The sequence below is a fragment of the Paraburkholderia sp. RCC_158 genome (assembly GCF_041355255.1).
In the GTDB taxonomy this organism is placed as follows: Bacteria; Pseudomonadota; Gammaproteobacteria; order Burkholderiales; family Burkholderiaceae; genus Paraburkholderia; species Paraburkholderia graminis.
Map to the genome: position 1 here is coordinate 1 of NZ_JBFUPM010000029.1, position 25,486 is coordinate 25,486.

The 25,486-nt window shown below is 59.7% G+C and carries 29 protein-coding genes; 17 read left to right on the forward strand and 12 right to left on the reverse strand.

All coding sequences use genetic code 11. The annotated features are described in order from the left end of the window. Positions 1 to 74 precede the first annotated feature (74 nt). The 4 genes from AB6809_RS32485 to AB6809_RS32500 all read right to left on the reverse strand — a co-directional run bounded on the left by AB6809_RS32485 (position 75) and on the right by AB6809_RS32500 (position 2,353). Positions 75 to 326: a ParB/RepB/Spo0J family partition protein gene (locus AB6809_RS32485; RefSeq protein ID WP_371028067.1), complete on the reverse strand. Its 252-nt coding sequence runs from the start codon at positions 324 to 326 to the stop codon at positions 75 to 77. Between the two features lie 283 nt (positions 327 to 609). Then, positions 610 to 1,683: an N-6 DNA methylase gene (locus AB6809_RS32490; protein ID WP_371028068.1), complete on the reverse strand. Its 1,074-nt coding sequence runs from the start codon at positions 1,681 to 1,683 to the stop codon at positions 610 to 612. Continuing rightward, positions 1,683 to 2,072, reverse strand: coding sequence for a hypothetical protein (locus AB6809_RS32495; protein WP_371028069.1), 390 nt, complete (start codon positions 2,070 to 2,072; stop codon positions 1,683 to 1,685). Before AB6809_RS32495 ends, AB6809_RS32490 begins: the two co-directional genes overlap by 1 nt. A gap of 59 nt (positions 2,073 to 2,131) precedes the next feature. Further along, the gene (locus tag AB6809_RS32500) at positions 2,132 to 2,353 is read right to left on the reverse strand and encodes a hypothetical protein (protein ID WP_027800296.1); all 222 of its coding nucleotides are present in this window, start codon (positions 2,351 to 2,353) and stop codon (positions 2,132 to 2,134) included. A gap of 531 nt (positions 2,354 to 2,884) precedes the next feature. Between AB6809_RS32500 and AB6809_RS32505 the strand changes: the two genes are divergently transcribed. The 8 genes from AB6809_RS32505 (at position 2,885) to AB6809_RS32540 (ending at position 8,406) form a co-directional block, all read left to right on the forward strand. Continuing rightward, a complete protein-coding gene (locus AB6809_RS32505; RefSeq protein WP_371028070.1) occupies positions 2,885 to 3,409 on the forward strand; it encodes a hypothetical protein in 525 nt (174 codons plus the stop codon). Positions 3,410 to 3,479: 70 nt separating this feature from the next. Beyond that, entirely contained in the window at positions 3,480 to 3,677 is a 198-nt protein-coding gene (locus AB6809_RS32510) for a hypothetical protein (RefSeq protein ID WP_371028071.1), read from the forward strand. A gap of 51 nt (positions 3,678 to 3,728) precedes the next feature. Continuing rightward, a complete protein-coding gene (locus AB6809_RS32515; protein ID WP_371028072.1) occupies positions 3,729 to 4,427 on the forward strand; it encodes a hypothetical protein in 699 nt (232 codons plus the stop codon). A 7-nt stretch (positions 4,428 to 4,434) separates the two neighbouring features. Then, complete coding sequence (locus AB6809_RS32520) at positions 4,435 to 4,875, forward strand: hypothetical protein (protein WP_371028073.1); 441 nt, start codon at positions 4,435 to 4,437, stop codon at positions 4,873 to 4,875. A 68-nt stretch (positions 4,876 to 4,943) separates the two neighbouring features. Beyond that, positions 4,944 to 6,164, forward strand: coding sequence for a DUF1173 family protein (locus AB6809_RS32525; protein ID WP_371028074.1), 1,221 nt, complete (start codon positions 4,944 to 4,946; stop codon positions 6,162 to 6,164). A gap of 96 nt (positions 6,165 to 6,260) precedes the next feature. Further along, positions 6,261 to 6,713, forward strand: coding sequence for a hypothetical protein (locus AB6809_RS32530; protein WP_371028075.1), 453 nt, complete (start codon positions 6,261 to 6,263; stop codon positions 6,711 to 6,713). 12 nt (positions 6,714 to 6,725) lie between these two features. Continuing rightward, the gene (locus AB6809_RS32535) at positions 6,726 to 7,670 is read left to right on the forward strand and encodes a phage Gp37/Gp68 family protein (protein ID WP_371028076.1); all 945 of its coding nucleotides are present in this window, start codon (positions 6,726 to 6,728) and stop codon (positions 7,668 to 7,670) included. 64 nt (positions 7,671 to 7,734) lie between these two features. After that, positions 7,735 to 8,406 carry a Lar family restriction alleviation protein gene (locus AB6809_RS32540; RefSeq protein ID WP_371028077.1) on the forward strand — a complete coding sequence of 224 codons (672 nt, stop codon included), beginning with the start codon at positions 7,735 to 7,737 and terminating at the stop codon, positions 8,404 to 8,406. Between the two features lie 396 nt (positions 8,407 to 8,802). Here the strand turns inward: AB6809_RS32540 and AB6809_RS32545 are convergent, their stop codons facing one another. Continuing rightward, a complete protein-coding gene (locus tag AB6809_RS32545) occupies positions 8,803 to 9,969 on the reverse strand; it encodes an integrase domain-containing protein (protein WP_371028078.1) in 1,167 nt (388 codons plus the stop codon). Positions 9,970 to 11,096: 1,127 nt separating this feature from the next. On the opposite strand from AB6809_RS32545, the gene AB6809_RS32550 reads away from it, so the two are divergent. The 4 genes from AB6809_RS32550 (at position 11,097) to AB6809_RS32565 (ending at position 12,997) form a co-directional block, all read left to right on the forward strand. Then, positions 11,097 to 12,113 (forward strand): PRTRC system protein D, encoded by a 1,017-nt coding sequence (locus AB6809_RS32550; protein WP_371028079.1) that lies wholly within the window; start codon positions 11,097 to 11,099, stop codon positions 12,111 to 12,113. Beyond that, entirely contained in the window at positions 12,110 to 12,478 is a 369-nt protein-coding gene (locus AB6809_RS32555) for a hypothetical protein (protein ID WP_371028080.1), read from the forward strand. Before AB6809_RS32550 ends, AB6809_RS32555 begins: the two co-directional genes overlap by 4 nt. A gap of 103 nt (positions 12,479 to 12,581) precedes the next feature. Next, positions 12,582 to 12,737 (forward strand): hypothetical protein, encoded by a 156-nt coding sequence (locus AB6809_RS32560; RefSeq protein WP_371028081.1) that lies wholly within the window; start codon positions 12,582 to 12,584, stop codon positions 12,735 to 12,737. Beyond that, the gene (locus AB6809_RS32565) at positions 12,737 to 12,997 is read left to right on the forward strand and encodes a hypothetical protein (protein WP_371028082.1); all 261 of its coding nucleotides are present in this window, start codon (positions 12,737 to 12,739) and stop codon (positions 12,995 to 12,997) included. The genes AB6809_RS32560 and AB6809_RS32565 overlap by 1 nt, the downstream gene beginning before the upstream one ends. 401 nt (positions 12,998 to 13,398) lie before the next feature. On the opposite strand, the gene AB6809_RS32570 is transcribed toward AB6809_RS32565, so the two are convergent. The 5 genes from AB6809_RS32570 to AB6809_RS32590 form a co-directional block, all read right to left on the reverse strand. Beyond that, positions 13,399 to 14,535, reverse strand: a complete 1,137-nt coding sequence (locus tag AB6809_RS32570) for a primase-helicase zinc-binding domain-containing protein (RefSeq protein ID WP_371028083.1) — start codon at positions 14,533 to 14,535, stop codon at positions 13,399 to 13,401. Positions 14,536 to 14,775: 240 nt separating this feature from the next. Continuing rightward, on the reverse strand, positions 14,776 to 15,357 hold the full coding sequence (locus AB6809_RS32575; protein WP_371028084.1) for a single-stranded DNA-binding protein: 582 nt from the start codon (positions 15,355 to 15,357) through the stop codon (positions 14,776 to 14,778). An 11-nt stretch (positions 15,358 to 15,368) separates the two neighbouring features. Beyond that, on the reverse strand, positions 15,369 to 16,100 hold the full coding sequence (locus AB6809_RS32580) for a hypothetical protein (protein WP_371028085.1): 732 nt from the start codon (positions 16,098 to 16,100) through the stop codon (positions 15,369 to 15,371). 119 nt (positions 16,101 to 16,219) lie between these two features. After that, complete coding sequence (locus AB6809_RS32585; protein ID WP_114158325.1) at positions 16,220 to 16,648, reverse strand: hypothetical protein; 429 nt, start codon at positions 16,646 to 16,648, stop codon at positions 16,220 to 16,222. Positions 16,649 to 16,772: 124 nt separating this feature from the next. Then, complete coding sequence (locus tag AB6809_RS32590; protein ID WP_371028086.1) at positions 16,773 to 17,132, reverse strand: hypothetical protein; 360 nt, start codon at positions 17,130 to 17,132, stop codon at positions 16,773 to 16,775. 484 nt (positions 17,133 to 17,616) lie between these two features. Here AB6809_RS32590 and AB6809_RS32595 point away from each other — a divergent pair, with 484 nt between their 5' ends. From AB6809_RS32595 to AB6809_RS32615, 5 genes are all read left to right on the forward strand, one after another. Next, the gene (locus AB6809_RS32595) at positions 17,617 to 18,330 is read left to right on the forward strand and encodes a nuclease-related domain-containing protein (protein ID WP_371028087.1); all 714 of its coding nucleotides are present in this window, start codon (positions 17,617 to 17,619) and stop codon (positions 18,328 to 18,330) included. 358 nt (positions 18,331 to 18,688) lie between these two features. After that, on the forward strand, positions 18,689 to 19,933 hold the full coding sequence (locus AB6809_RS32600) for a hypothetical protein (protein ID WP_371028088.1): 1,245 nt from the start codon (positions 18,689 to 18,691) through the stop codon (positions 19,931 to 19,933). A 40-nt stretch (positions 19,934 to 19,973) separates the two neighbouring features. Further along, positions 19,974 to 21,161: a FlhC family transcriptional regulator gene (locus tag AB6809_RS32605; RefSeq protein ID WP_371028089.1), complete on the forward strand. Its 1,188-nt coding sequence runs from the start codon at positions 19,974 to 19,976 to the stop codon at positions 21,159 to 21,161. A 188-nt stretch (positions 21,162 to 21,349) separates the two neighbouring features. Beyond that, the gene (locus AB6809_RS32610) at positions 21,350 to 21,718 is read left to right on the forward strand and encodes a hypothetical protein (protein WP_371028090.1); all 369 of its coding nucleotides are present in this window, start codon (positions 21,350 to 21,352) and stop codon (positions 21,716 to 21,718) included. 220 nt (positions 21,719 to 21,938) lie between these two features. After that, the gene (locus tag AB6809_RS32615) at positions 21,939 to 23,012 is read left to right on the forward strand and encodes a CAP domain-containing protein (protein WP_371028091.1); all 1,074 of its coding nucleotides are present in this window, start codon (positions 21,939 to 21,941) and stop codon (positions 23,010 to 23,012) included. A gap of 769 nt (positions 23,013 to 23,781) precedes the next feature. Here AB6809_RS32615 and AB6809_RS32620 read toward each other — a convergent pair. Continuing rightward, positions 23,782 to 24,915: a hypothetical protein gene (locus AB6809_RS32620; protein WP_371028092.1), complete on the reverse strand. Its 1,134-nt coding sequence runs from the start codon at positions 24,913 to 24,915 to the stop codon at positions 23,782 to 23,784. Positions 24,916 to 24,927: 12 nt separating this feature from the next. Then, positions 24,928 to 25,476: a type 4 pilus major pilin gene (locus AB6809_RS32625; RefSeq protein WP_371028124.1), complete on the reverse strand. Its 549-nt coding sequence runs from the start codon at positions 25,474 to 25,476 to the stop codon at positions 24,928 to 24,930. Positions 25,477 to 25,486 lie beyond the last annotated feature (10 nt).

Genomic DNA, 25,486 nt, shown 5'->3' on the forward strand with positions numbered 1-25,486 from the left:
CCTTGACCGTCATCGTTTCTTCTCCTTGCTTGAGTTTACACACTCAGCAAGGGATTCGTTTTTCGGGGGCAAGGTCAGTCCTTTACAACGATGGGCATCGCGAAGTCTTCTCCGTGGGCTTCCATGGCGCCGCGGTAACGGCGGCCGCCCGCGATCACTTCATAGTCGAAATTGTCGTCAACGACCGGACGCACGATGATCGGTGTGTCCACGCCGTGCTGACGGATCGACTCAGTCAGTTCCGCGAGCGCCTTCGGATCGAAGTATATGCGCGGGTTACGACCGATTCTGATGCGCTTGAGGGGAGCAGTAAGTTGCTGTTGCATTGCAGGTTCTCCAGAGAGGGAACCTGCCCCCGGTCGGGAGTGGTTCCCGATGGGGTCAAAGATGAGAAGCCGCGTAAAGCCGGCCAGGTCGATGCGTCAGAGACGCGGTAAGTATTTGAACGATACCGCCAGTGACGCGCGTCACTGGACTGAAAAGGTGCAGAAATCGTATCGCCTTAGGCCTCCAACGGACAAAAAAAAGCCCGGTCGCTAGACCGGGCTTTCTGCATGCATCGCATAACCGGTGATGCCACCCGGATCGCCGTGAAAGAATAGTGATCCATCAAAACAATGTCATCTGGTCGATACGGTCGAAGATCGTGAACCCAGCGCGCTTTGCCTCCGGCTCCTGAGCCACCTCCTCAAAGAGGTCCGCCAGCGACGTCGCCACCGTCAAGGGCTCGCCACTGTCGGCTACCTCCTCTACCGCGAATGCGAGATCGGCTTCTCTCTCTTCACAAGCGATGGGATGGCCACCGTGCTGCCGGCAAGAGCCTGGGTCTGTTTCGACATCACCTGTCGTCGCCGCCTCAGGTGACTCCATACAGGATTCCTGCAATCCCGCATCCTTTGCGGGGGACGCGCCGGGCTCAACCGGCAACTGCTGCCTGCCACGCCTGAGTTTCCTGTCCCAGCCCACGAAAATATGGGCTGGCGTGTACCACACCGACCAGACCTCAAGCGACAGCGCATTGCCGTGCACGACCACGGCGGGAATGCCCATCAACGACAGCTGGACGTACGCCATGTGCACGCACCGTTGATCGATGTCGACGCAGGTCGCATGGAGGGTCTCGGGATAATTCAGGCCCGCCTGATGCATCGCCTGTGCCGTTGCCACCACCATGCCGGCCGACCCGCAGGCTGGCTCCTGCAAGGTAACGAAGCCCCGCTCACGGATCGATGCACCATCGCCCACCGTCATCATCGCCATCAGCAATGACACGCTGTACGGGGTGAAGAACTGCCCCGCGCGAGCGTTTCCGAGTTCCAGCGCCATGAAAATCTCGCCGAGCACGTCTCCAAGCCCACCGGCGGGCTCATGGCCTGAGCCCGGGTCGCCAATGGCGTCGATGCGGGTCCTGTAGCACATTTGCAGTTCCGCAAACATCGCGGCGAACCGGTTGACTTCTTCCCGCTTGTACTTACCGACGATTTCGAGGTAACGCTTCTCGCGTGCTTCGAACTGCGACTGATCAACCTTGCTGCTAATGGCGATCGCACTTACTTCAACGAAATCCGCGAACACGGTGTACGGATCGTGCGAATGTGTGAACTCGCGCATCAGCTTGATAATCGCAGCCTTGTGCGGATCGCCACTGCTAGCGGCACGCTCCTTCCTCTGCTGGCGGCCCATCAGCGTTCCCCTGCCGGCGCGCCGATAGTGCCCAATTGTGCTTCGAGCACCGTCCACAGCAGGTCGAAGTCAGGAACTTCGCCCAGCGCGAGCGAGCGCTCGACATCGAAACCGGCCGCCTTGAAAATCGCGGCGCGATCGACTAACGGTCGCTTTCCGTCGCAGGCAAATTGCTCGCGCGCTTTCCAGATAATTCGCGTGGCCAGCGTCTCATACGTACGCCGTAGCTCGTCGACCACCTGTGCGGTAGTCGGCACGCGCACGGCGGGGTCTTGGCCTTCGCGAAACAGGCGCTTTTCTGTCGCTGCGACCGCACTGTAATGACGCCATGCAGCAGTCTGGGCGTCGATAAAGGTCTGGATAAAGTGGTTGTACATGCCGGATTCCATAGGTGATCCGGGGCGCATCCCCAACGGGGCGGCCCCGTTGGGTGAGTGAATACTGCTGGCTAGACGCGGTAGTGAGCGCGCACGCGACGGCGCCGCTCCGCGAAAGGACGGCCGCCGGTTATCGACACCGGAGCCGCAGCCACCAGATGGCGAAGCGCTGCCGCGCGGAACTGTGGCGAGTAGCGCTTTTTCGCGCTAACGATCCGCAGCAGCTGGTCATGAGAAAGACCATGCGTCTGCCAGACCATCAGTCCGAAAGAGAAGAGACGTTGACGATTCATGCGAGCTCCAACGATTGGACGGGAGCACGCCCGCAACGGGTGTGGAGCCCGTCGGGATAAATGAAGACCGCCGGCTTGTCGCTGGCGGGTGGTCGATGCGTCAGAGACGCGAGAGATGCAACGATGGTATCGGGGCGAGCCTGCCATGCACGCTCGAATGAGCACGACTTTAGGGTGGCTTTCGCCCGCACTCGCGCACGGATCGGGGCGAAGATATCCACAGATTCGTTTGATAACCCTGTGGATTACATGGCCCTGCGACCCCTTCTCGTCCCGCCCATAGGGCGATGCTAACAGTCCAAGGCTAACGCGGGCAGGAGCGCCGCCCCCGTGAGCCGGCTCACGGTCTTAACTGCAAAAGCTCCAGAAAACCATATAGCTTTCAGCCGGAGACGGAAACCGGCAAGCGACGGCCGTGCGCCGCAAAGACGCGTAAATCCCTATCGCTTTCAGGCGCTTGACTTCCCTGCCACCGCAACAGAATCGGTATGGGCGCGATTGCCCCGACGCTTACTTATTGGAGAACCCCAGATGCTCAAAACATTGCTCGCCTGTTCGATGACCGCGGCCCTCTTTTCTGGTGCAAGCGCCGCCGTCGCCGCCGACGCAGCGTCGAACACCTACACGCTCGAGTACCGGCTGGCTGACCCGACCGGCCAGGTAGTAGAAACGGGGCGTACAACGCTGTCACGACACAATCCCGTCCAGATGATGACCAGCTATGTGCGCGTGAGCTACGTCGCGTCCTGCCGCCCGGACTCGGCTCTCGTCACTAACGAGCCAAAGTGCGACCTCGACACGGTCGATATCGGAAACACCCTTCAGCTTGCTCTGGACGATGCAACGCCCGAGACAGTCTCGCTGACCGCATGGGTCAACCGCGAGACGCTGGACGGCATGCAGACGATCCAGCACGTCGGCTTCGCTACACAGCGTCCGCTTTGGCACGGCTGGAGCGACAGTAAAACGGTAAAGGTCACGACCGGAGACTCCATCACCATTGCTCTGCGGGACCAGTACAAGCTGACGCTGCATCCGCTGCGCACGACTCAATGAGAACCGACGTATGCGGCGGGAGAATGACCTGCACCCTGGCACGCCGAAGTGATTGTGAAGCCCCGACCTGATGCAGCAGGCCTTATTCAAGTCGAAGGTGATCACGTGGCTCTCGAAGCAACGCGTGCGTTACCCGGCTGGGAACGCGCGGCTCCGGGAAGGCTGTGTCACCGGACATGACCCGATCACCCGGATGGTGGTCGTGCTAGACGATCTCAACGGCACGTTCTGGCGCGGGCCGGACGCTGACGTTGAAGTCATCGTGTGAGCGTGCGGTTCCTTACTGAAGCCCAATCAGATACAGACCACTGGATACCCTATGTCAAACGCTAACTACCCTGTGAACCCAGTCGGCAGCGCTGCATTCGCCGCGACCGTTTCAGCATTTGTTTTTGCATTTCTTGTGCCGATCTGCAGCGCAGATGGCGTCATTGAACCGGCTGTTGTTGCCGTCCTCGCCGGCATCTTAGCTGAGATGTCGCGGCGCCACGCGATTCGCAAGCTCGTCGCGAGCCTTAACGCGACAGACGCCCACGCGTTTCTTGATGTTTATATCAACGGTGCGCAGGTCGGCACGATCGCGTCGATCGACGTCATTTCGCTGAAGCTCGACGCACTCCGTGATCCGCGAAACTACGCGGCCCAGTTCGTGAACATCGTCGGGGTCGCAGGTCGCGGCACGCTTGCCGCACTCATATTGGTGCCGCTGATGCTTTTCTGGGCGTATGTGGTCTCGGCCTGGATTTCCCCCGCAAGCCTGCAGGCGGCGACATCGATGATCGCCCGTCTACAACCGGCAGACCTCGCGCGAGTGGCCCTTCAGATTCTCTATATCGCGCAGATTGTGTTCATGCTCGTGATCGGAAGCAGCCTCAGCTTCGGCATTGACCTCGGGCTGGCCAACGTCTTTCGCAACGCCGTTCACCGCCGCATCCGACGCAAGATCAATTGCCCCAGCGACGGCACGCTGCATTTCGTTCCTGCGACCCGCACTGCCGGTCGTATCCAGCCAGCGTGAGGCGTCCATGTTCATTGAATTCGTCATCGTGCCAATCGCCGGTTGCATCCTGCTCCTGACCGCCGCGTGGCGCGCGTTGAGCGCTCTGGGGGATGCCCTGCACTGGTCATCGTGGATGCCGGCGGCTGTTATATCGGCTGCTATCGCGGTTGTCGCAGCAACCCTGCTGGGACTCGGGCTACTGCGCTCGCTTCAGGAAGAGGTTCGCACGCGTCGCGAACGCAGGGAACAGTTCGCAATGGAGCAGCGCTACCCCGGCTGCCACGTGATCCGACTGCCGAGCGGCAAGTGGTTTCTGACGGACAGATCTACGGGCCGCGAGTACCAGCCGCCCGAAGAAGCCCACCACTCGTTCACATTGGGCAGCACGCGCGACGGCTCGAGCAGATGGCTGGAGCTTGTCTCCGAAGATCTGCGCGCCTCCGATGAGAGCCGCTCCAACCGGTGACGTAGACCGGTCACATATTCCTTCAAAGCCATGGCCGCGGTTGCGGCCATTTTCTATGGCGGTCCATTATGTTCAACGTGAGTTTCGACGGCGGCACATTCCCGCTGACCGACGTCCAGGAAAACCCGGCGCGCTACGTGAGGCGTCTTGAACGCGCCAAGGTCACACCCGGCTACGCTACCTGTGAATGCGTGACTTGTTCCCCGCCGCTTCAGCTCGTGATCAGACGCTATGGCTCTCTGCTGCATCTGGCTGGGTGGCCGGACGACGGCCACCGTCATCAGCGAGACTGCTCTTTTTTCAAGGATCCCGACGTCCCCAGGCCGGTGAGTGGCTCGGACGCGAAGGCAGCAATACTCACGACGCCCACCGGCCTGAATGTCAAACTCGACGCCTCGCTTACCCTGCGTGAATCGACGACCGGGTCACGCGGCTCGCCGGCGACGCCGTCCAACCGCACGAACCGTCGCTCGGCCAGCCTGCTCGCATTCCTGCAGACGCTATGGGCTGAAGCTGGCCTCAACCAGTGGTCAGGGACCGCGACGTCCCGCCATTGGGGGCAATGCAATGCTCAGCTCCTCGCCGAGATCGGCACCGCGCTCATCAATGGCGCCAACGCGCAGGACGTTCTGCACATCATGCGCCGGTATGACGAAGCCGATCGGGCGGCAATCAACGCTGAATTCGACGCCTTTATCAGTCGCTTGGACGCCAACAATGGGAGGACGAAACGAGGACTGGTCATCGGCGAGATCAACGAAGTTTCGCGCACTCAGTATGGGCACTCATCGAGCCTCCGACAAAGCGCACGTAAGTACTACGCCAGCACAACCCTGATCGATCACGCGGCGCGGACGTATCCGCACACATGGCGTGCGCTCGGCGATCGCGCTGCGCGGGTCATTGCCCTCCTTCTCGTTGAGCGCACACCAAAGGGGCACCTGAAGCTCGTCGATCTGGCGGCCATGCTGTGCTCCCGCGCTTTCCTGCCATGCGACTCCATGCCCGAAGTTGCCATGGCAAACCGGTTGGTCGCGGAGGGCCGGGATTTTCAGAAACCGGTTCGTCTGAACGACGGCGACGACATGCTGCCCGATTTCGTGTTGCGTGACACGCCCACCGACACTCACGTCGAGGTTTACGGAATGAACGGTGTCGAGCAATACGAAGCTCGCAAGGAACAGAAACGCGCACTGCGATCGGCACGGCAGATCCCGGTCGTCGAATGGAACGTCGATCGCGAGGTGCTGGAAGCCGTCAGGCTCCCGCCGGCAAGCAAAGACCGGTAGCGGCAACAGCGTGCCCCGCTCACTTGACTTCCCAATGAAGCGCGCACACTCACTTCATACCCGCCCCTGAGCGGGCGACATAACATCGGAGTTCGTATGCAAGGCAAGTCGTTTTTTCTGGACCGCGCAACCTCGCGCTCACTGGACTGGGTCGCGCGATTTCCGGCGCTTGGTTGTGCATCGCATGATCCGCAATCCATTTCCAGTGGTCGGCAGGTGGTCGTGGCCTCTCTGCACGGGGATGGCGTACGCTGCGTCTTCTTCAGCGCCGTCGGATCGGTGCTCGATTTCTCGGCCACATGGGCCGAACTTGAACGGGCAAAGACGTGGTGGTATTTCGTCCAGCGCTGGTATTTCTGGATTGTTCCTGACGAACGGACGCTTGCCAGAATAAACGTCACCGCGGGCGCACTGGACCATATGATCGCTCCCTCCCTTCACGACGCTGCGAACGACGAGGCTTATCTGAGATGGCTTGATGGTCTCGAAGCACGCGCCCGGCGCTGCGGCACGCTCGCAGCTTCACGTCTGGAATTCGAAACGGCCTGAGGATAACCGGATATGGGAACCAGCACCGCGATTGAATGGACCGACAGCACGTGGAGTCCATGGGAGGGCTGCCAGAAGGTAGGCCCGGGCTGCGATCACTGCTACGCCGAGTCGATGAACCGATGGCTGCGTAGCGGAAGCAACTGGGGCCCCGGCGCACCGCGACGGACTTACAGCGAGACGCACTGGAAAAAACCGCTTCGATGGAACGCCGACGCCGCCAGAACCGGCCGTCACAGGAAGGTTTTCCCGAGCGTTTGCGACCCGTTTGACAATGCCGCACCGGAAGGCGAACGTCAACGTTTCGCCGAACTCATCCGGAGTACTCCCCATCTCATATGGTTACTGCTGACCAAGCGTATCGGCAACGCAGGGCCTATGCTGAAAGCGATGTTTCCCGATGGGACGCCTGAGAACGTGTGGCTCGGCGCGACGATTGTCAACCAGGACGAAGCAGACCGCGACATTCCCAAACTCATAGACGCGCCTGCCAGCGTCCGGTTTCTATCGATGGAGCCGCTGCTCGGAGAAGTAAGCCTCTACGACTGGATAGGGCCGTGGGGTAAGCCGGGGCAATTGCAGGCGCCACCGATGATTGACGGCGTTTTCGTTGGCGGAGAGAGCGGCCGCGGAGCGCGCCCGATGCATCCGTCCTGGGCACGCTCCCTGCGTGATCAGTGTGACAACGCCGGCGTCGCCTTTCACTTCAAACAATGGGGCGAGTGGGCACCGGGAAATAGTTGCGCGGGCAACGACCTGATCGATCGGGACCGGCGCAATATTGCCAGCGGATTCTTCGATTACAACGGCGGCTGGAATTTATTGGGGCCGAACGCATTTCGTCAGACGATGGACAGGATCGGAAAAAAGGCCGCCGGTCGTCATCTCGACGGCCGCCTGCACGACGACTTCCCAGATATCAGCGCCGCCGCCGGGAAAGGTCCTTTCCAAATGTAAATTCGGCTTCTCTCGCGCGCGGTGTACAACGATAATTCAAGCCAAACACCGACGCGCCCCCAAAATGTACGAACAGCTCTACCCCTGCGACCACTGCGGTGGCCGCGGCACGATTGGATTCTCCCAACGTGTCGTCGCCGAGATTGGCCAGCCCGGCTTCCACTATGGACAGTTTGGCCGCGAGGCCGGACCGCCCAAAATCGGAGACGTCACACCGCGGCCCCCATTCGCCCCCCAAACCGAGAAGCTCGCGTGCATTCACTGCGCCGATTGCGGAATGTCGACGCCCTGGATACCGATAGGCTCGGACGAATCCGCTGCCCTGGACGAGGCAGCGCGGATCTGGAACAGGCGCCTCGCGCGACCGAAAGTCACGGAAGGCGACCTGCGCGATCTGATTGAGAAGGAACTGGGTGCGTGCGACATGCAGATGGTCATCGACATGCTTGCCCGCAATACTGAAGACTGGGAGACGCGCGGCCCCATCTTCGCGATGCTCGCACAACGGCTGGTCGACGCCAGCGTTTCAACGATCGAGAGCTGGCCCATAGACCCGGTTTTGCAGGACGCCGCCCGATACCGCAAGCTTGTCCAGCTTGCGAAATGGCTTGATATCGACGGCGAGCGCTACGTCCAGTTCCCGAAGATCCCAACGCCACCGGAACACGACGATTGCCTGTTTGAAGACCGGATCGCACTTGCGGTTGACGGCATGCCAGACCGCGACCGCTGGTAGCGCATATGCCCGGATGCCGCGGCTCTGGTCAAGGGCGACTATTTCAAGGCGAGCCATAAAAAAAAAGCCAACGCCCAGTAACAGGCGTTGGCCCAAGACCTTTAAACACACACCGGGTAGGGATCAGCTACCTGGTGCCCCGGATTACGGCAAATCGGCGCCGATTCTTTAGCATCAAGCGGCAGCGGTGTCGGGCCCGCGCAATCTCTCTCCCGTTACTGATCGCTTGATAGCACGCGAACTCCGTGGACGGCAAAAAAAGAGCCGGCTGCAAGAGCCGGCTTTGAAAATGGTTCTGGCGTTCCCGGGGGGGCCCGCTACCAGAACCAGAGAGATGATTTATTGTGCCTGTTCCACCGCCGCACCCGGAGGGCGTATGAAGCCCTCTTTCGGGTGTCATTCGTGGCGTTGGGAATCGGCCACCGCGAGAGCAGCATGCGCCCCCAGAATGCGATACAGCGCTTGCCTGGAGATGCCCAAAGCGGCCGCCGCATGACTCTTGTTTCCGTCGGTTTTCACCAGCGCCGAGCGCACCTCGTCCACTGATGGCAGCTTCTTCTGCAGCCGGTCCTGCTTCGCGAAAGTGGACAGGTACGCGTTCGCTTTTGTTACGCGGCTATGCCCCGCGGCTTCGACAACCCTCCGCATCGCCTCCTCGTGCAGTTTCGGATCTGGTCTCGCATCCAAGCCTTTAATCGCCGCCGGCACACCAGTGGTCTCTTTATAAAGCGTCTGCAGATACTCATGGCGCAAGCCGTGACTCGTTATCCCCATCCCCCGCTTGGTGATGCCATGTTTCTCGAGAACGTAGTAATACCAGTCTCGCCATTGGCGTAGGGTCCTGTCGGCCGGCACTGTCGAGCCCGTCAGCCCGTTGCTGAGCGTCGCCGCTTCTTCCAGGATTCCGATTTTCGTCTCTATCGGCACCTCGCGCGGCCGGCCGCCCTTCGTGCCGCGCGTCACAGCAAGCAACCGTGGATTGCGCGCAGCCTCAGCTGGCCTAAGCATGAAACTCTCCTCGATGCGCAAGCCAAATGCCGCCTGCAACTTAAGCTGGACAGCCGTATGCGGGCACGTTTGCGCAATCTGCTCGATCTTCGCCGCAGCGTCGACGCCATGTGCTATCCATGACTTGTCCTCCGTGGCCACATAACTTCGCTTGAGACCGAGAGCATCGCGGTCCGCATAGTCGTCAAGCGAGCCGACCAGATTCGTCTTGCCCATCCATTGCGCTAGCGCGCGAAGATAGGTCAGCTTGTTTTCAATGGTGCCGCCAGTCTGTCCGGCCGCGACCCACGAACTCACAAGAAACGCTACATGCTTGTGTTTGAGAGACCAGGGCGTCCGCAGGAAAAAGCCGCCGTCCAGTAGTTCCCTGAAAGCCTTGCAGAGTTTGGCGACGCGATATTCCTGCGTCTTGATCGACAACGCGCGGCCGCTTATGCGCGTGGTGCTATGAACGCGTGCCACGTTCTCATCAAAAAGCTTGAGCAACGCATCCCGGAGTTCGGGACCAAAACCATAGCTGTTGACGATTGCCCTTACGTTGAGAATTGCCGCCATCCGAAATCCTTTGCAACGCTGCCGCGCTGCATCTTCGTAAAGTTAGGTGACCCGATGGTCGCAGCATCCCTACCTGATGCTGTCATCCGCCCGCACGGGCTTGCTCTTCTTTTCCCGCCCTCTCGGCGGCTGCGCCGTATCCCCGGCGCGGGGTCCTGCCTTCCAATCCTTTAGCGATTCCATCCGATCGACCAGACACATGGGAAGAGCATGCGTCCGACCGTCCAACCTGCTGCCTGCCAGCATGAATAGCGCTTCGCGCAATCCACCTCTGACGTTTCGCGCGGCGCCTGTCGGCGCTTGCGCTTTGCGGATCGCTCCGCGGTGTGCAGCTTCGTGGCTACCCTTGGCCAGCACCGGGGCGTGTTCAGCCTTGTGCTCCTGCCGGGCAAATCCCGTTACGCGTTCTTGTACGGCCGCGGTACGCCGTTTCTTCTTCCGTCAGGGAATCGCGGTGATCCGGTCTTTGCCGGTCCGCAAGGCTTCCCCCGCCCCCAAGTCACTCATCTCCACCGCGGTGTATCGGGTTTCGTGAGCGCACCCAGCCGTAGCTGTAAGGGCGTGTTCAGACGTCGCTGAGACGTGGAAGTGTCCGGTGTCCGGTCTCTCCACATGTCCTCAACGCGTCACAACGCGGCAAACCGCCGCCAATCGTATGGATATCGCACTGTCCAGGGGTCCTCAACGTGGACCACTATGGACTTGATCTGATTCAGAAAAAGGCCGCATCAGTGTGCGACCCGGTCAGTCTGGTGTTTTATGGCCCGTTGCGGGCCTGGGTGTATGGACGAGCGAGTGCCTCGCACTCTTTTTCGATGCGTCAGGGACGCGGTAGGTGTGCCTAGCATAGACCCGGAACGTCGCAACTTCTCCGTCAAAAGCTGGGCGGAACCAGTCGGCTTTCGCCGACTTGACTTCGCCAGCCTCTGGATAGACTGGAAACCAGGCAGAACTGATAGAAAAGTGTCGGTTCTATCGATAGTCCCGGCGCATCGCTGCGAACTGACACTTAAGTATCAGTTATCTGATAGATCGCCGGCCCCTTGCGCCGAAGGCGAACCCGCTGGCACTGATCTGTCAGCTATCTATCACTTCGACGCGTGGACCACCTACTGAATGGAGTCATTTTGAAAACTTCCGTCTTCGCAATCGACGTCGGCTACGGCAACACCAAATACGCTTACCGCGCTGCAAGCGGCACCATCGCTACCGGTATGTTTCCCTCACTCGCACCGCTCGCCGCAAGCCACGCGCTTTCGCGACAAGACGATCGCATGCTCACCGCGCGCAACGTTGCTACGATCGTGATCGATGAGATCGAATACGAGGTCGGCCCCGACGTATCTCTCTCAGCCGCCTATGGCAACACGGGCCGCACGCTTTCGAACGATTTCGTCGCTTCGAATAACTATGACGCCCTGCTCTTTGGCGCAATCAAATTCGCGGGCGTAACTCATGTCGAACGGCTGCTGCTAGGGTTGCCTGTGCACACTATGAGTAAATATTCTGGCGCGTTGCGTGACCAGTTCACCGGGACCTTCGATTACGGCCCCGGTGAGGTGACGATCGACAAGGTCGTGGTAATCCCGCAGCCGCTCGGCTCTCTCGTAGCGGCATCAGCGAACCGTCAAAGCGAGTTCGGCCGCGACCATGCGCACCTGGTCGTCGACGTTGGCTATTTCACGACGGACTGGGTCTACGCCACCGGCTTCACTATGGACGATAAGCGCAGCAATGGTATGCCAGGCGGCGCTTCGCACGTCTATCAACGCATCGCAGATCTCATCGGCAAGGATCAGGACGACAAGGTGGAGGAGATCGAGCTTATCGACAAGGCACTGCGCGAGAAAACGCCGTATTACCTTTTCGGCCAGCCCATTGATCTCGACCCGTATCTTCAAAAGTCGCAGCCCCTCATCAACGGTGTGGTCGAAGAAATCAAGAGCAAGGTTGGCTCGTTGTCCAGTGCGCGTTCGATCGTGCTGTCAGGCGGGGGCGCTTCGCTGTACGCGCCCGCAATACGAAAGGGCTTCCCGCGCGTGCCAATTGAGATGGTCGATGGGCCTTGCACCGCCAACGCGAAGGGCTTCCTCATTGTTGGCGAAGCAGGCCTCGCCCGCGAGCGCGCAGCCGCGAAAGCATGAACGGCAAGTTCGACATGAAGCTGGTCATCGACGCGGTGACTACGCCTCTCCTGCACGCCCGGTTGAGTCAGGCCAGCTCATACCGGGAGCGCGCGGCGCTTCTTCGGTCTCTCGCGGAAGCCGCCTTGCGGGAAAGCGTCGCTTCGATGGGCAAATCGACCTATCCGGTGGCGACGTCAGCGGCCATTTCGTCCCGCGACGGAATTCCAGCGGAGCCGCAACGTCAACGGGACACGCGGCCCAGCGTTGAGACAGGCACAGCTTTGAGCTCAGAGTCCACGCCTCCGTCGGTGCCCGACGAAAGTAGCGAAGCTCATGCTTACGACGTCCACGGAATCGGCGAGGCGTTCGGTGCATTCGGCTGAGCGCGCCTTGACTTCTCTGCCGGGATGCGAAGATAGGTCATGACATCGGGACACGCGGCGCGCCGCGCCGCGCACCGGTGCAACACAGTGATGAGGAGGAGTTATGCTTGAACTGATGGAAATTCTGCACAACGGTCTGCCACTGAGCGAGCCACGCTCATGGCTGCTGATCGCCACGGTCGCTGCAGCGTGTGTCGCGGGCTGGTACAGCGGCGACGTCGCAGCGTGGTATGCAAACCGGAACAAGGACGGTAAGTGATGGATGCTATCGACCTGCTGGTACCGTACTACAGGAAGTTCACCGCTCTTTCTTTTCTGGCGCGCCGCGCGATCATCTTCGCACTCTCGGTCTTCGTCTGGATCGTTGGCGCGGGGCTGGTGAACCTGCATGTCAACACCGACTTCTGCGCCCTGATTCTTATCGCGGGCGGTGTGGGCGCCTTGTGGTCAACCGAGCTCTGGCGGCTCTGGAAACCCTTCTTTTATCTTGTAGTTGTGTGCATCGCGATCATGAAATGAATGCTTGCGATGAAGAAAAAAAAGCGGCTCCACCATACCTGGTGGAGCCGCTTTGCTTTACATGATCAGTGCGACCCGGGGGCCGCGGTAACAAGAAGACGGCGTGCGCAAAAGTCCCACGCATCGAAAAAAGACTGATCACGACATGCGTATTGCACGTTGCCGCGATTCTTGCGGTCGATCACATCAAACGCGACCGCCTCCGACTTGCCCACGCGCTGGCGGCCACCTTCTGCGCCGTTCGTTGCGACGATTGCAAACCCACCCACGAGAACCTGGAACGAAGCCATTTTCCACTCCAAAGAAATTGGCCCGACGAGACACTCCCCGATGGGGAGAATATCCCCACCGGGCGGAACTGAAGAAATACGGCCGAAGCCGCGATTGAAGATCGATGCTCGTCAGACGGCAGCGAGGCGTTGTGTATCGGATCTCGACGCGCGAGATATGTCCGCCAGAACAACATTGGCGAGACGCGCACACCATTGGTCGGTGAAATCGGTTCCTCGAACGCGAGGACGATGCACAAAGACAGTAAAACCCTCTGTCTTGAGGCGCTTCGCGAGTTCGAGCCCACCTGCAACACCTATCGACTTTCCCGTCTTCGGGTCGATGTCGTCAAAGTCGACGAAAATATGGACAACGCGGATACCCAATCCGTCCGGCACCACAAACTGACGTAGCAGTCCGATATTCAGGCAGTACCACATTGGGACACCGGACTCCATATATGCAGCACAGGCCGTCTCCAGTCCCTCAGCCACCCCGATTTCGCCGTCTACAGGCTCCATCAGTCGCACGGCGCCACCCCGGAGCGGATTGAGCGTCATGTCGTTCAGCTTGTTGTCGAGAATCTCGCCGTCGGCCGACACGATCCGCGCTTTAGCTGGTGTAGACCGCTCCAGAAAGGTTCGGTGCAACGTACCAAGCCGGCCATCGGGCAATTCGAAGCGGGCGAGGATGCCCGGCCAGCTGCCGATAGGCTTCTTCTCATGCCGGTACTCGAGCATGCCAAGCCGCAATGCCGGCGATGATGCCATCCGCAATCCCGGTACACGTGCGCCGAGGTAACGCATCGCGAGATCGCCACTCGACACGGGCTTTGCTGAATCCCACATCGAACTGAGGCGGTTTGCGATAAAGGTCGCGTCCGGCTTGCGTTTCGGCCGGGGTGCCTTGGCCACTGGAGCGCCGGTGAGCGCACGCGGTGCAGGTCCCCCGTCCAGTTGACGCATCAGCCGATATAGCCCGATGCTGTTCAGGCGGGTGATCAACTGGAGGCCATCACCTGCCATGGCCCTTCCGTTATCGCATTTACGGCATACCCAATCGCCACGCCCACGCTTGTTGTCGTAGGTGAAGCGATCGTCTCCGCCACATACAGGGCAAGCGCATGCGTCGCCGGTGAGACGGTCTGCAGGCACGCCATAGCTCACAAGGAGCGAAATCCATTGCTCCGGGGAACGCTCGAAGCCAGCGAGCTTCCGCTGAAGCCACGCGTACTGCTCGGGCGACAGCTCTTTGCCTCTTACAGTCATGAGTCACTCTCCTTGAAGTGAGTGGGTTGGGTCGGTGCCTGAGACAGGCGTAAAAACGCGTGCTCAAAAAAGCGGTCCGCGCGGGAGCGGGCGGCTTTTTTCAGCAGACGTGCTATCTGACAAAGGGAGTTGGCGCAAACAGCCAGGCGGAAGATCCGTCGCACGACACACCCGAGGGTGTGCCGTTGCGAAGGTGAGGAGATACGGGAGCGAATGAAAGACTGGTGAGCCTTTACGGGATCAGATGACAGACCACGCCGCACGTGCGTAGGCGGGGCCGAAGGGGATGTCGTCGGACATGTCCTCGAAACCACCTCCGGCCGGTGCCCGCATACCGCCTCCGCCACCATGAGAAGGCTGGGGCGGATGAGCACGGGAGCCGACGTTGTCAGCTGCGGCCGATCCGTTCGACCGGGACGCCGGCGCGGCTCGTTGAGAGCGACCGCTGGCTCGCTGCTCGAAGCCGCCATCGCCATCGTCATCGCTGCGACGACCGCCAAGCATCTGCATCTGCTCGGCCACGATCTCTGTCGAGTAACGGTCAGTGCCGTCCTGCGCCTGCCATTTGCGCGTGCGAATACGGCCTTCGAGATAAACCGCCGAGCCCTTTTTCAGATATTCCGAAACGATCTCGGCGAGCCGTCCAAAGAAGGAAACACGATGCCATTCCGTTGCTTCCTTCATTTCGCCCGACGCCTTGTCCTTGTAGCGGTCAGTGGTCGCGAGTCGGATATTAGCCACAGCGTCCCCGCTGGGCAGATAGCGCACTTCAGGATCAGCGCCGAGGTTGCCGACGAGGATCACCTTGTTTACAGATGCCATTTCATTTACCTCTATTTAGTAATTGACCAAAGCCATTTGTCCCACATGACCGGCTTGCCATCCTTGACCATTGCGGAGCCATCAGCCCTGATTGCCGGAACCTTGATCTTGCGTAGGCGCCTGACAGACACAACATCACCGACGACACACCTGCATTCAGCTATGGCCTCCTTCAGGCCCTCGCCCTGCAGCGTCCGCTCGCCGGACGAAGTGTCGATATGGATAGCAAACGACTTGTAGAACCGCCCGGGCTTCTTCCGGTCGGGAAACTTCTCTTCGCCCCAGGACGCGATCCGGCCAATCACCGTTGATGCGTCAACCGGCTGTTCGCGACGCTGGCGGACCGTACCAACATCGCCGGCATCGAAACGTTCTGCTTCTTCCTGCTGCGGCGGTTGCGCTTCCTTGCGGGACGCATCAGGCGCTGCAGCCGGAGAGGCGGCCATGACAGCGTTGTTTCCTTCGCGTATGGCGGAAGCGATCGCAGCCTTGAGCGGGCAACGATGGATGGTCAACTTCGACCAGTGAGGCTCGAGGTCAGGCACGATCTTCAGGCCGAACTCGGTCTCTTCCGTGTGGTCGTCAAAGGCCGGCACGAACTGGACGATGTGATCTCCTTCGTCGACGAACAGATGCGGCGTGTCACCGATCGTTACTACCGTTTCATTCTCGGCGCCCTGCCCCACGACTTTTGGCGCTGAACTGTTTTCGGGAGCGGGAGCAACGGATGCCGTCGAAGTCATTGGCGACGCGGATGAGTCTGCTGATGACTGCTGGTGCGGAGGGTGAGTGGCAGATTTGCCGGGGAAGAGGTCCGCGAGGACGCGGGTGAAGAGTGTCGCAGTGTTTCGCACGATGCCTCCTATAGCAGGGTGCCGAAGCACATGCGGCGCAGTTCGCGAAGATCACGCTCGAGCAGCGGCGTGGTCAGGATCACGTCCTGCATTGTCTCGGGGTCAACGCCGTTGACCTTGCACACATAGACATAGGGCAAGGCGCCCTGCCAGTAACCCATGATCCATCCGAGGGTTGCGTGATAGTCGTCGATGTCGATCTTGCGATTGCGAAGCCGCTCGGAAAGCAGCGCCGCGCAATCCATCAGCGACTCCGGCATGCTGTCGCCGCGGCGGCTGTCGCTCGCGAGAGAGATCAGCGCATCGATCATCTTTTCGCGGACCGCGTCGGCCCACAGATGGGGGTCAGGCAAAGGCTCAGGCTTGGGAGGGATAACGACAACCGGCGATGACTCGCCGAACATGTCGAGCTGCCAGGCAGCCACATGCATTTCCATGAGATTGCTCCGGTGATGCCGGCAATCTCATGTCCCATGACCGGGAATGGGATTCCCGGCGGGGTAAGGTGCCGTCACCAGGGCGGAAGGCCGAGGTGACGGTAGGTTCTTGCGGTGACCCGACTTACTGGGTACCGGTCTTGAAAGGAATGACGACGGCCGACTTGGCGTATTGCTTTGCCGGCGCAGGTGCCGCAACGCTGTCATTCGCTGCGGCCGGAGCGGTTACGTTCTCGACGCTTCCGCTTGCTGCCATCTGACGGGATGCAAGCTTTTGCGCTTCTGCACGTGCAGCCTCAGCTTCGGCTTCCGCTGCTTCGATTGCCTTCGCCTTTTTCTTCATCTCCACGATCACCCAGCGTGCGCTGAGCAGAAGAAGGAATCCCGCGACGACAAAAGAGATCGTCGCGAAATACACGACGAAGCACAGGGCGACCAGCTTGCCAGGCGAGGTGATAGCGTTTCTAAACAGAACTTTCAGCATTTTTCTCTCCAGAAAAATTCACAAGGGAATGTCCGGACAACGTCCGGGGGTTTCGATGCTCAACGAGCAAGGAAACTCGGCGCCATGCGCTTTCGTCCGCGCCCGGTCTTGTGGAGGGCGCGCACGGAAGGGCTGGCGTGTTGTCACGTCGGGCGGAGAAGGTAAGGGATAGGCGCGCGAGAACCTGCACGCTACTTTCGATGCGTCGAGCCGACGCGGGAGATAGACCGAGGTTACCGGTCCCGGCGTTACTGGGAGCCCGGAATGCTCACGAACTTCATGCGGCTTACGCCTTTTCGCCGCCCACCATCGTCGGACCTAGGGACGAGCCGGCTCACGGTCTTAACCCGGAAAGCTCCAGAAAAACTGGAGCTTTCTGGGCTGCAGTGTGAAGGCGTGGGAAGCTCCGCCCCTCGGAAGCGGACGCTTGACTTTGTCATTCTCCTGGCAAGCTTGACTCATCGTCTGATATTTGGAGTGACTCATGAGTACAAGCCTGTGGATTCTGGCCGCGGTTGCCTTTCTTGCATGGCGGACCTTACGTGCACGCAACCAACGCGCCAGCAAGGAGTCGCCCCTCCCGAAAATGCGCAACGACCGCAGTGGCGACGAAGGCGAGGCGCGCGTTCAGGCCGAGTTGGTGGAGATCCTCACCTGGCTTTGCGGCCGGAATTTCTACCTGCACTGCGGCCCTCTCCTGCTCAACCATGCGCCCGGCACAGCGTTTCCCACCGCCGAGATCGATCATCTTGCAATCACGCCCTTCGGGATTTTCGTCTTCGAGACGAAGAACTGGACGGGTCCGATCAAGCCAGGACCGAGTGCAGATGTGTTGATACGTATCGGCGCCGATGGTGAGCCGCAGGCGCGCAAGTCCCCGCTCAGTCAGAACCGCTCGAAACTTGCGTTCCTGCGCGGGATATTGCCGCCGGTGTGGTCCATAGAAGGCGCGGGCGTATTCGCCAGCGACAGTTGTGTCCTATCGCCGGAACTGCCCGTCAACATCGTACGCCGCGCCGACTTGCGCCAGTGGCTAAGGGACAAGCGTGCGCGGCATGCTGCGAGCACAGCGATTCCGATAAACGTAGCGGCCGCATGGCATGCCATCCAGCGAATTGCCACCGCAGACAATGCGGCCGTTGGAAAGCACCGCGAGAAACTGAGGGTTAACCCTAAAAAATATTCGAATCTTTCCTAAAGTTTCAGTCGGTTTTGCCGAATCTAACCGTTTGCTTCGGCATATTTGTCTGATGTATCCGTCAAAGACGGCTGTTTTTCTGCCGCTTTCCGGAATGACCGGCAGGAAACGAAGCGTAATCTGGCTGGAGTTCCGGGAACTCCAAGAGACTCGCACGTTAAGAGTCGAACGCCCGATCGGATTCGCGTCCAAAGAACGATCAACTAAAGGCTTCCGCAATGAGAAATGAGAAATACCTTCGCCCTCCCCAGACCGAACGATTTCTGGCCGAAAGGGCATCTTCTCCGGTCATTACGTCCAATTGCGTCCACCGCGCACGGCGTCATGCAGCATCGAAAACATATTGCGGGAAATGAACATGAGCCATCCCCAACCACTGCAAAACACCAATGAGCCAGAGTTCGACCCGACCGTGCCTGAGGGGGACGAAAATGGCGCCGACCTGTCGGCCGATGAGTCCACACCGCTGGCGTTCGCTCACGTACCGGACGAGTCCGAAATTTCGCATACGGTACGCCAGTTTTTCGGCAACGAGATCCCGGAGTCGCTGCGGGCGATCATCGCGTCCGAAAGCAATGAAATCGCGCACTCAACCAGAAAGATTCTCGAAGAACATATGCGCATTGGGGGCATCCTCTTCAATTTGCGCAGCCGGATCGAGAGCCACTTCGCTGCATCGCAGGGCGACACGCGGCACGTACGCAACAAGGCAGCACAACTGTTCTACCGCTACGTAGAGAAGGCATTCCGGAAAAAACAGGACACCGTCAAGGTCTACATCCGTTCCTACCTACGCTTCAGCACTAACGCCGGCGCCGTCGAAATGCTGACGATCACTGACATGCAGATGCTTGTAAGCCAAGATGATGAAGTAATCGACGCGGTGCTGGCGGCAAAGAAAGAGAACCCTGACCTGTCTAAGCGCGAAGTCAAGAAAATCATCGAGAGCTACAGGGCCAAACTCGCCGAGAAAGACGCGAGCCTTGATGTGGTGAAAAGCCAATTGTCCGAGATCGTCGGCCAACTCGACGACGTTCGCAATGAAAACCAGTACCTCACCGAAGAAACAAGGCACCTGCGTCTGCAGATCGAGCAGGACAAGGAAAAGAACAAAAAAACGATGGTCGATCTCGACGGCGCGAATCGTTCCGTCAGCACGATGCACACCGAGATATCCAGGCTTGAGCGGGAGCGCGACACCTTGCTCCGTCAACTTGCCGAGGCGGTCAACCGAGTTCAGACGAAGGAAGTCATTGTCAGTGGACCGTCCGAGAACATCAAGCACCTGCAGGAAGCGGCGGACGGCCTCATGGCACAGGTGAAGGAAGCAACTTCGCAGATGGAAAACCTACAGGCCGAGGTCGCTTTGCTGGAAGAACGGCGCAAGCAGCAACTGGCCGAGATCGAATCGAAAGAGGCTATCGAGCGACACATCCGGGAACTCATGAACGAGTTTGGTTCGTTCATGCAGAAATACAAGACGGCCCAGTTGCTCGTCACGGCCGGCGGTTCGGTCGCACCCTTCGCCAATCTTTTCGCAGCCTTTGCAGATCATGTCGGCAGCTTCCACCAGGAGTTACTTACCGCCGCCAACGCCGTGTGATTCCCCGCCCGCCCAACAACGAGAGATACAGGTTGTAGATATGGAAAATAAAGAAAATTATCGTGCCATCGGCCGCCTTTACGTCCCGGATTGGCTCACCGAACAGATCCAGGTGGCGAACTTCAACATGGTTGATCACATTAAGTGGCTGCTGCAACAGGACAGCCGCTTCTGCGAAGTCTTCAACGTCGAACAAAAAGACCTTGATCAGCTCCAGTTGAATCAGTTGTCGCTGCGCAATTTGTTGCGTGCACCGTTCCTGATGGTCGAACCGACTCTTCAAACGGTCGAGGACTGGCGCTGCTTTGTCGACGATACCGCGACGACTGTGGCGGTAGACATTCTGCGACGGAAGACGCCGGAACTTGATGCTTTGGCATCGTATGCTGTCGGGCACCAGAACGTGGCGTTCCTTTCGCTTGCGACGCAGATTCTCAATATGAGCATCGTGGCCGCGCCAATGCTCGGCATTACGAGTGAGGTGGCGAAGTATCTGCTCAACGTCCCGCCATATCGGCTGAATCTGGCCTTGCAGCGAATGAACGGCCTGCCTTTGTTCCGCTGGCGCTTTAATAGCCAGTCGTTCTGGTATGAGTTCGTGGGAAGCACGTTGACCGACGAGATGATCGCGCATCAGCTCATGTTCACCTCGCCCGAGCGGGTGGGTGAACTTCCAAGCGACGCGCGATGGGGCGAGCTTCGACTGGGCCGCGCAAAGAACGAAGCTTTCGCGGGAGCCCTGCTCGCTCATGGACTGCGCGCATCGACGGCCACCGCTCTCTTCAACCTCACGCAGAATCATACGCGCGGGCTGTATTTCAAGATCCATGGCAAAAGCTCACCCTGTGGCAACACAGCCAATTCCCTGCCTTGGTTCGTCGAAACTCCGCAACACCGACTGCATGCCACGGTCTATGCATGGCTCTATCGTTCAGCGATTGCAATGGGTGCCTTGCCGCCCGAAGCCTTGATCGCGACTAATGACGTCTACGATCGCCTGTTTAATGGTAACCGCGTGATCTCTGCGGATCGCGGCTGGAACCTTATCCGGTCAATGGCGGCCGACACGCGCCTCACGATCGCGCCTTGCCGGACGTGCAGCACACACTATGTCGTCTCGAATAACGACGTGAAGATCGAAATGCATAACCGGTTCAGTTGCCCCTCGTGCCAGCAACAGCTTGGTATGAAACGGCGCGCCGCGCGGCGCAAAGCCCATGACGCCTGACACCGCTCTAAACGATTTGCCTGCGGGGCTCGTTATTTTCAGTACCGACGGCAAGGCTCAGTTCGGTTGGCAAAATTCTGAGACCGGAGTTTTCCACGCCGAAGACGATGGACACGTAATCGTGAACGCTGTCGGCGCCGTTGCGTGGCATGCCGTGATCTCGCACTAAGGCGAAGAGGATGGGCCCAATGAAAATGCAAGACTTTGACTACCTTGCGCGGGAAAGTAACGCGGCATGGCTTGATGGACGCGGAGACGGTCGGTTTGACCGCTACGAGCAGTTCTATCGGAGTGAGTGGGATCAGACGGCAGACCAATTCGATCTCGAGAAGGTCAATGAGGCGTATCTCGATTGGTCAGCAGCCCGGCCGTCGCGACTCCTCTCTGCTTTGAGCGCACCATGGTTCGGTCGCGTCGCCATCGCTCTGTTCAGCTTGTGCATGGGCTGCCGCCTGGTACCCGGGTTCGCCAAGGCAATGCCCGAAGCTACGGGCCTGGCCTTGGTGGTCGCCTTCGTCGGTCTTCGCATATTCCACCGACGGCGCAAGCGTCACTGAGAACCCGCCGCAGGCGCTTTTTTTCGTTTGGGCGCATTGGGCTCAACCTTGGCAGAAAATTTCCGTTAACCCAAAGGATGACGGCCGAAATTTGGCGTCGGCGCTAACCCGCCCACTGGGTACCGCAACCGGCGGCGACTTGACTTTCGTTGCCGCTCCATAAGATGAAATCAAGGTCGCGCAAGGGGCACGGCCATATGACAATCGAGGAAGCAGAACAATGAATCACAAGAAGATCTCGGCACTCACCGCCTTTTCGTTCGCCGCGGCAGTAGCGCTGTCGGCATGCGGCGGCGGTAGCGGAAGTAGTGGCTCGGGAGCGGCTGGACCAGCGACGACACCGTCTGGCGCCGGCAACCTGCAAACGTCGGTACCGGCACCGACCTACGCGGGCAGCACCGCTCAAGCCGCAATCTTTTCGCAGCTGAATGCCTACCGTTCGGCAATGGGCGTCGGTCCGCTGAAACAGGATTCGGTGCTCGATACCTCGGCGTCGGCTCACGCGCTGTATCTTGTCAACAATTTCGCGAACAGCAACATCACAAGCGTTACGCACAATGAAGTCTCGACGTTTGCGAACTACTACGAAGCAACGCCACTGAGCCGCGCCCGCAAGGCTGGCGCTCCGGCGACGGAATGGGTTGGCGAAAACGCGGCGGTCGGTCTTAGCCTCGCGACGGGTGACGCAAACGCGGCAAGCTGCGTCGGTCAGTACCTCAACACTCTCTATCACGCAGTGGCCGCGACCTTGATTCAGGAAACAATCGGCGTCGGCTTCGAGACGAACGCTGGTCAAGGAACCTATGGTTGCGTGCTGGACTTCGGTGAAACGACCAATGTGACGGGCACGCCGATCGGCAACGGGTTCTATCCCGGTGGTGGTCAGCAGATGGCAACGGATGCGATTGCAGTATCGCCATACCCGAACGAAACGAACGTCGCACGCGCGATGGTTGCGGAAACTCCGAACCCCGCGCCTGATCTTGCGTCGCCCGGCCGCCCGGTATTTGCCCGCATGACAGTTTCTAGTGCTGGCGATGTGGTTACGGTTTCGAGCTTTACGCTGAAAGCCCCGGATGGATCGTCGGTGCCTGGCCGCATCATCGTTCCCTCGGCGGCAATGACAGGATCGACGGGTGCAATAGCCGATGTGAATAATGCGCTTTACAACGGCGTCGTGGCGTTCCTTCCCCTCTCTCCACTCGCGGCTAACACCACTTACACGGCTTCCTTCTCGGGTCAGCGTGACGGGAAGCCGGTCAGCAAGACGTGGGCTTATACGACTGGAGCGTAACGCCATATCCGCGGAATAATAAAAGCGCCCTGCGGGCGCTTTTTTTGTTCAGGTCACAGGCGGATCAGCCACCGTCATAGCTCGAGTCCTCTAAGTAGTCATAGCCGGTAAGATTGGCAGTGCCATTTTGAAACCAGCACACCCCGATGCCGTTGCCTCCGGTGGCACCGCCTGCGGACGGGTTACCGAGGTCACGAACATAGTAAAAGTCCCCCGGACCTTGGCCACCTCGCATGCTGCCTCCCATGCCAGCGAACATTCCAGGCGGATATACCTGGCCGCCTCCGAGTGTGTATGGCCCCTGCAAAGTCCCCCAGACGCCGCGATACGTGCCATTTGTTCCGTTGAACCCAGCTCTTGCCATCTCTGCTGCTATCGCTGACTCACAAACCGATGCGAGCTGTGCCGTCCCGGGTAGAGCAGGAGGCGATGCGGCGCAGCCCAGCCCGACCCAGCTGGAGCCATTCCATGACGGGGCAGAGGTCTGGTTGAAACCATTCGGGCAGGTCGGCGGCGCCTGATAGTTGCACTGCGGCGCGGAGTATCGCGACCCGATCCACTGCGCCGGTGCGGCCGTCGTCCATCCAGGTTGATTAGGACACGTTGGCGGCGTCTGCCATGCAGTCGTCAGATGCCCGACGCAAGTGGAGTCCTGGTTGCTCACGGAGCATCGAACCGGTCCTGCCATTGTTGCGCTGCTGGCCGTCACCATCCCCGTAAGCACAGCTATCCGCGTAAGAATCCTGGTGAAACTCATTTCCCATCCTTTTCAATATGTACAGAAGCTCGTCGCGACGGCACTACCGGGTATGATGTTTCCGCTGCCATCCGTGATATAGACCGTCCACGGCCCGGTTCCGGCCGTTGGGTAACTGACGACGGCAGTCGGGTCGGTGTACATGCTCTGGCCCGTCACTACCAGTAGGGGGGTGCCGCCCGCAGGACAGTTCGGATTCGGCACGAACGTGCCGTTGCCGTTTGGTACGTTTGTGTAGCCGTACCAGAGCTTCGGACCGCCGATCGGCATCCACTGCAGGACACCCGACACCTTCTGGCATGAGAGCATCAGGCCCGAGTTGTCGCTCGCACCTGTCATCTGGTTGATCTTCGTGCACGCCACTCGCGGCCAACCGATACTGCCCGTAGAGACGGTCGTGCCAGCGGACACCGCGCCGCTCGCAGCTACCGCGCCAGTTGCGCCTATGTTGGCCGCACTGACCGTACCTTCAGCATCGAGGTTATGCACGTTGTGAAGGCTGACGTGATTGACGTTCTGGTCACCGGTCCACGTCAGTGCCCCGTCTCGCCGGATGTACACCGAGTTACCATCCGACGTCGGCCCGTTCGTGGCGAGAACCGCCGCGGCCGGGTTGCCTGATAACGGATTCGTCGCATTCCAGGCACCGTTGATGCCGGTAATACTCCCGGAGTTCTGCGTCTTCGAAAAACCGAACGCGTTACCGCCTGCCTGCGCGATGATGGAAGCGCCGATCACATCCGGATTGCCAGCACGCATTACGGGCTTTGACGGGTACAGCACGTAGGTGACGTGACAGTCCCCTGCACTCGCGGAACATGTCGACGGTCCGACGCTCATGCTGATCACGTATGCCCCGCCCCAGAACGGACCATTTGCATGGGGCTGCTGCAGGTTGCCCTCGGTGAACAGATCGTTGAGCGTGGGCAGGTCAGTCGCGGGCAGAACAGCCACCGGCCCGTTCTGTGTGAGGGTCGAGTAATGCTTGGTTACCCAGTTGCCGAGCGCGGCGTTGATGACGGCCTCGTTCTGTCCTTCAGCCGTCAGCACCTGGTTGCGCCGCTTCGCTGCATCCTCCTTGATACCGACGACCGTCATCAATGCCGCAGCGACCAGCACAACCACCATCTCAACGATGCTGAACATGCCCCGGCTTCCTCAGTTGTTGTGCGTGGCGTACATGCCGATGCTGGCCGTCGCACCTGCCGAAGCGCAAGCCGTACCTGCGGTTGCACCGCTGAACGGCGTGTTCGGGTCGTACACAGTTGTGCCGTTGACGGTGACCTTCGCATAAGCCCCGGCGACCGCGCCGATCGACAGGGAGCAAACCGTGCTCGGCACCGGATAGGTCACGATCATGGCGTCGTCAGTCGACGCGATCGTGCCCGGCACCGCGGTCACCGCACCGCCAAAAATGCCGGTAAGCGCCCCGGTGGAGGTATTCACGCGGGAATTCGCCGAATCAAACGCGTGGTTCTTCGCGAGAGTCTGCTGCGTCTCGGTGGAGAAGTCGACGTCGCTCGAGGTGGCGTCCTGAATGCCGCTACGAAACAGTTGCGCCTCGCTCTTGAACTGGTGCGCGTGAATGCGATCCATGACGAAGCTGCGGCCCTGATACACGACGAGTGCGAGCAGCGCTGCACCGGCCATGACCGCCGCTCCTTCGATGAGTGACAGCTCGCCCGACTGCCTGCGTCGCCGTGCCATCCTGAGAAGC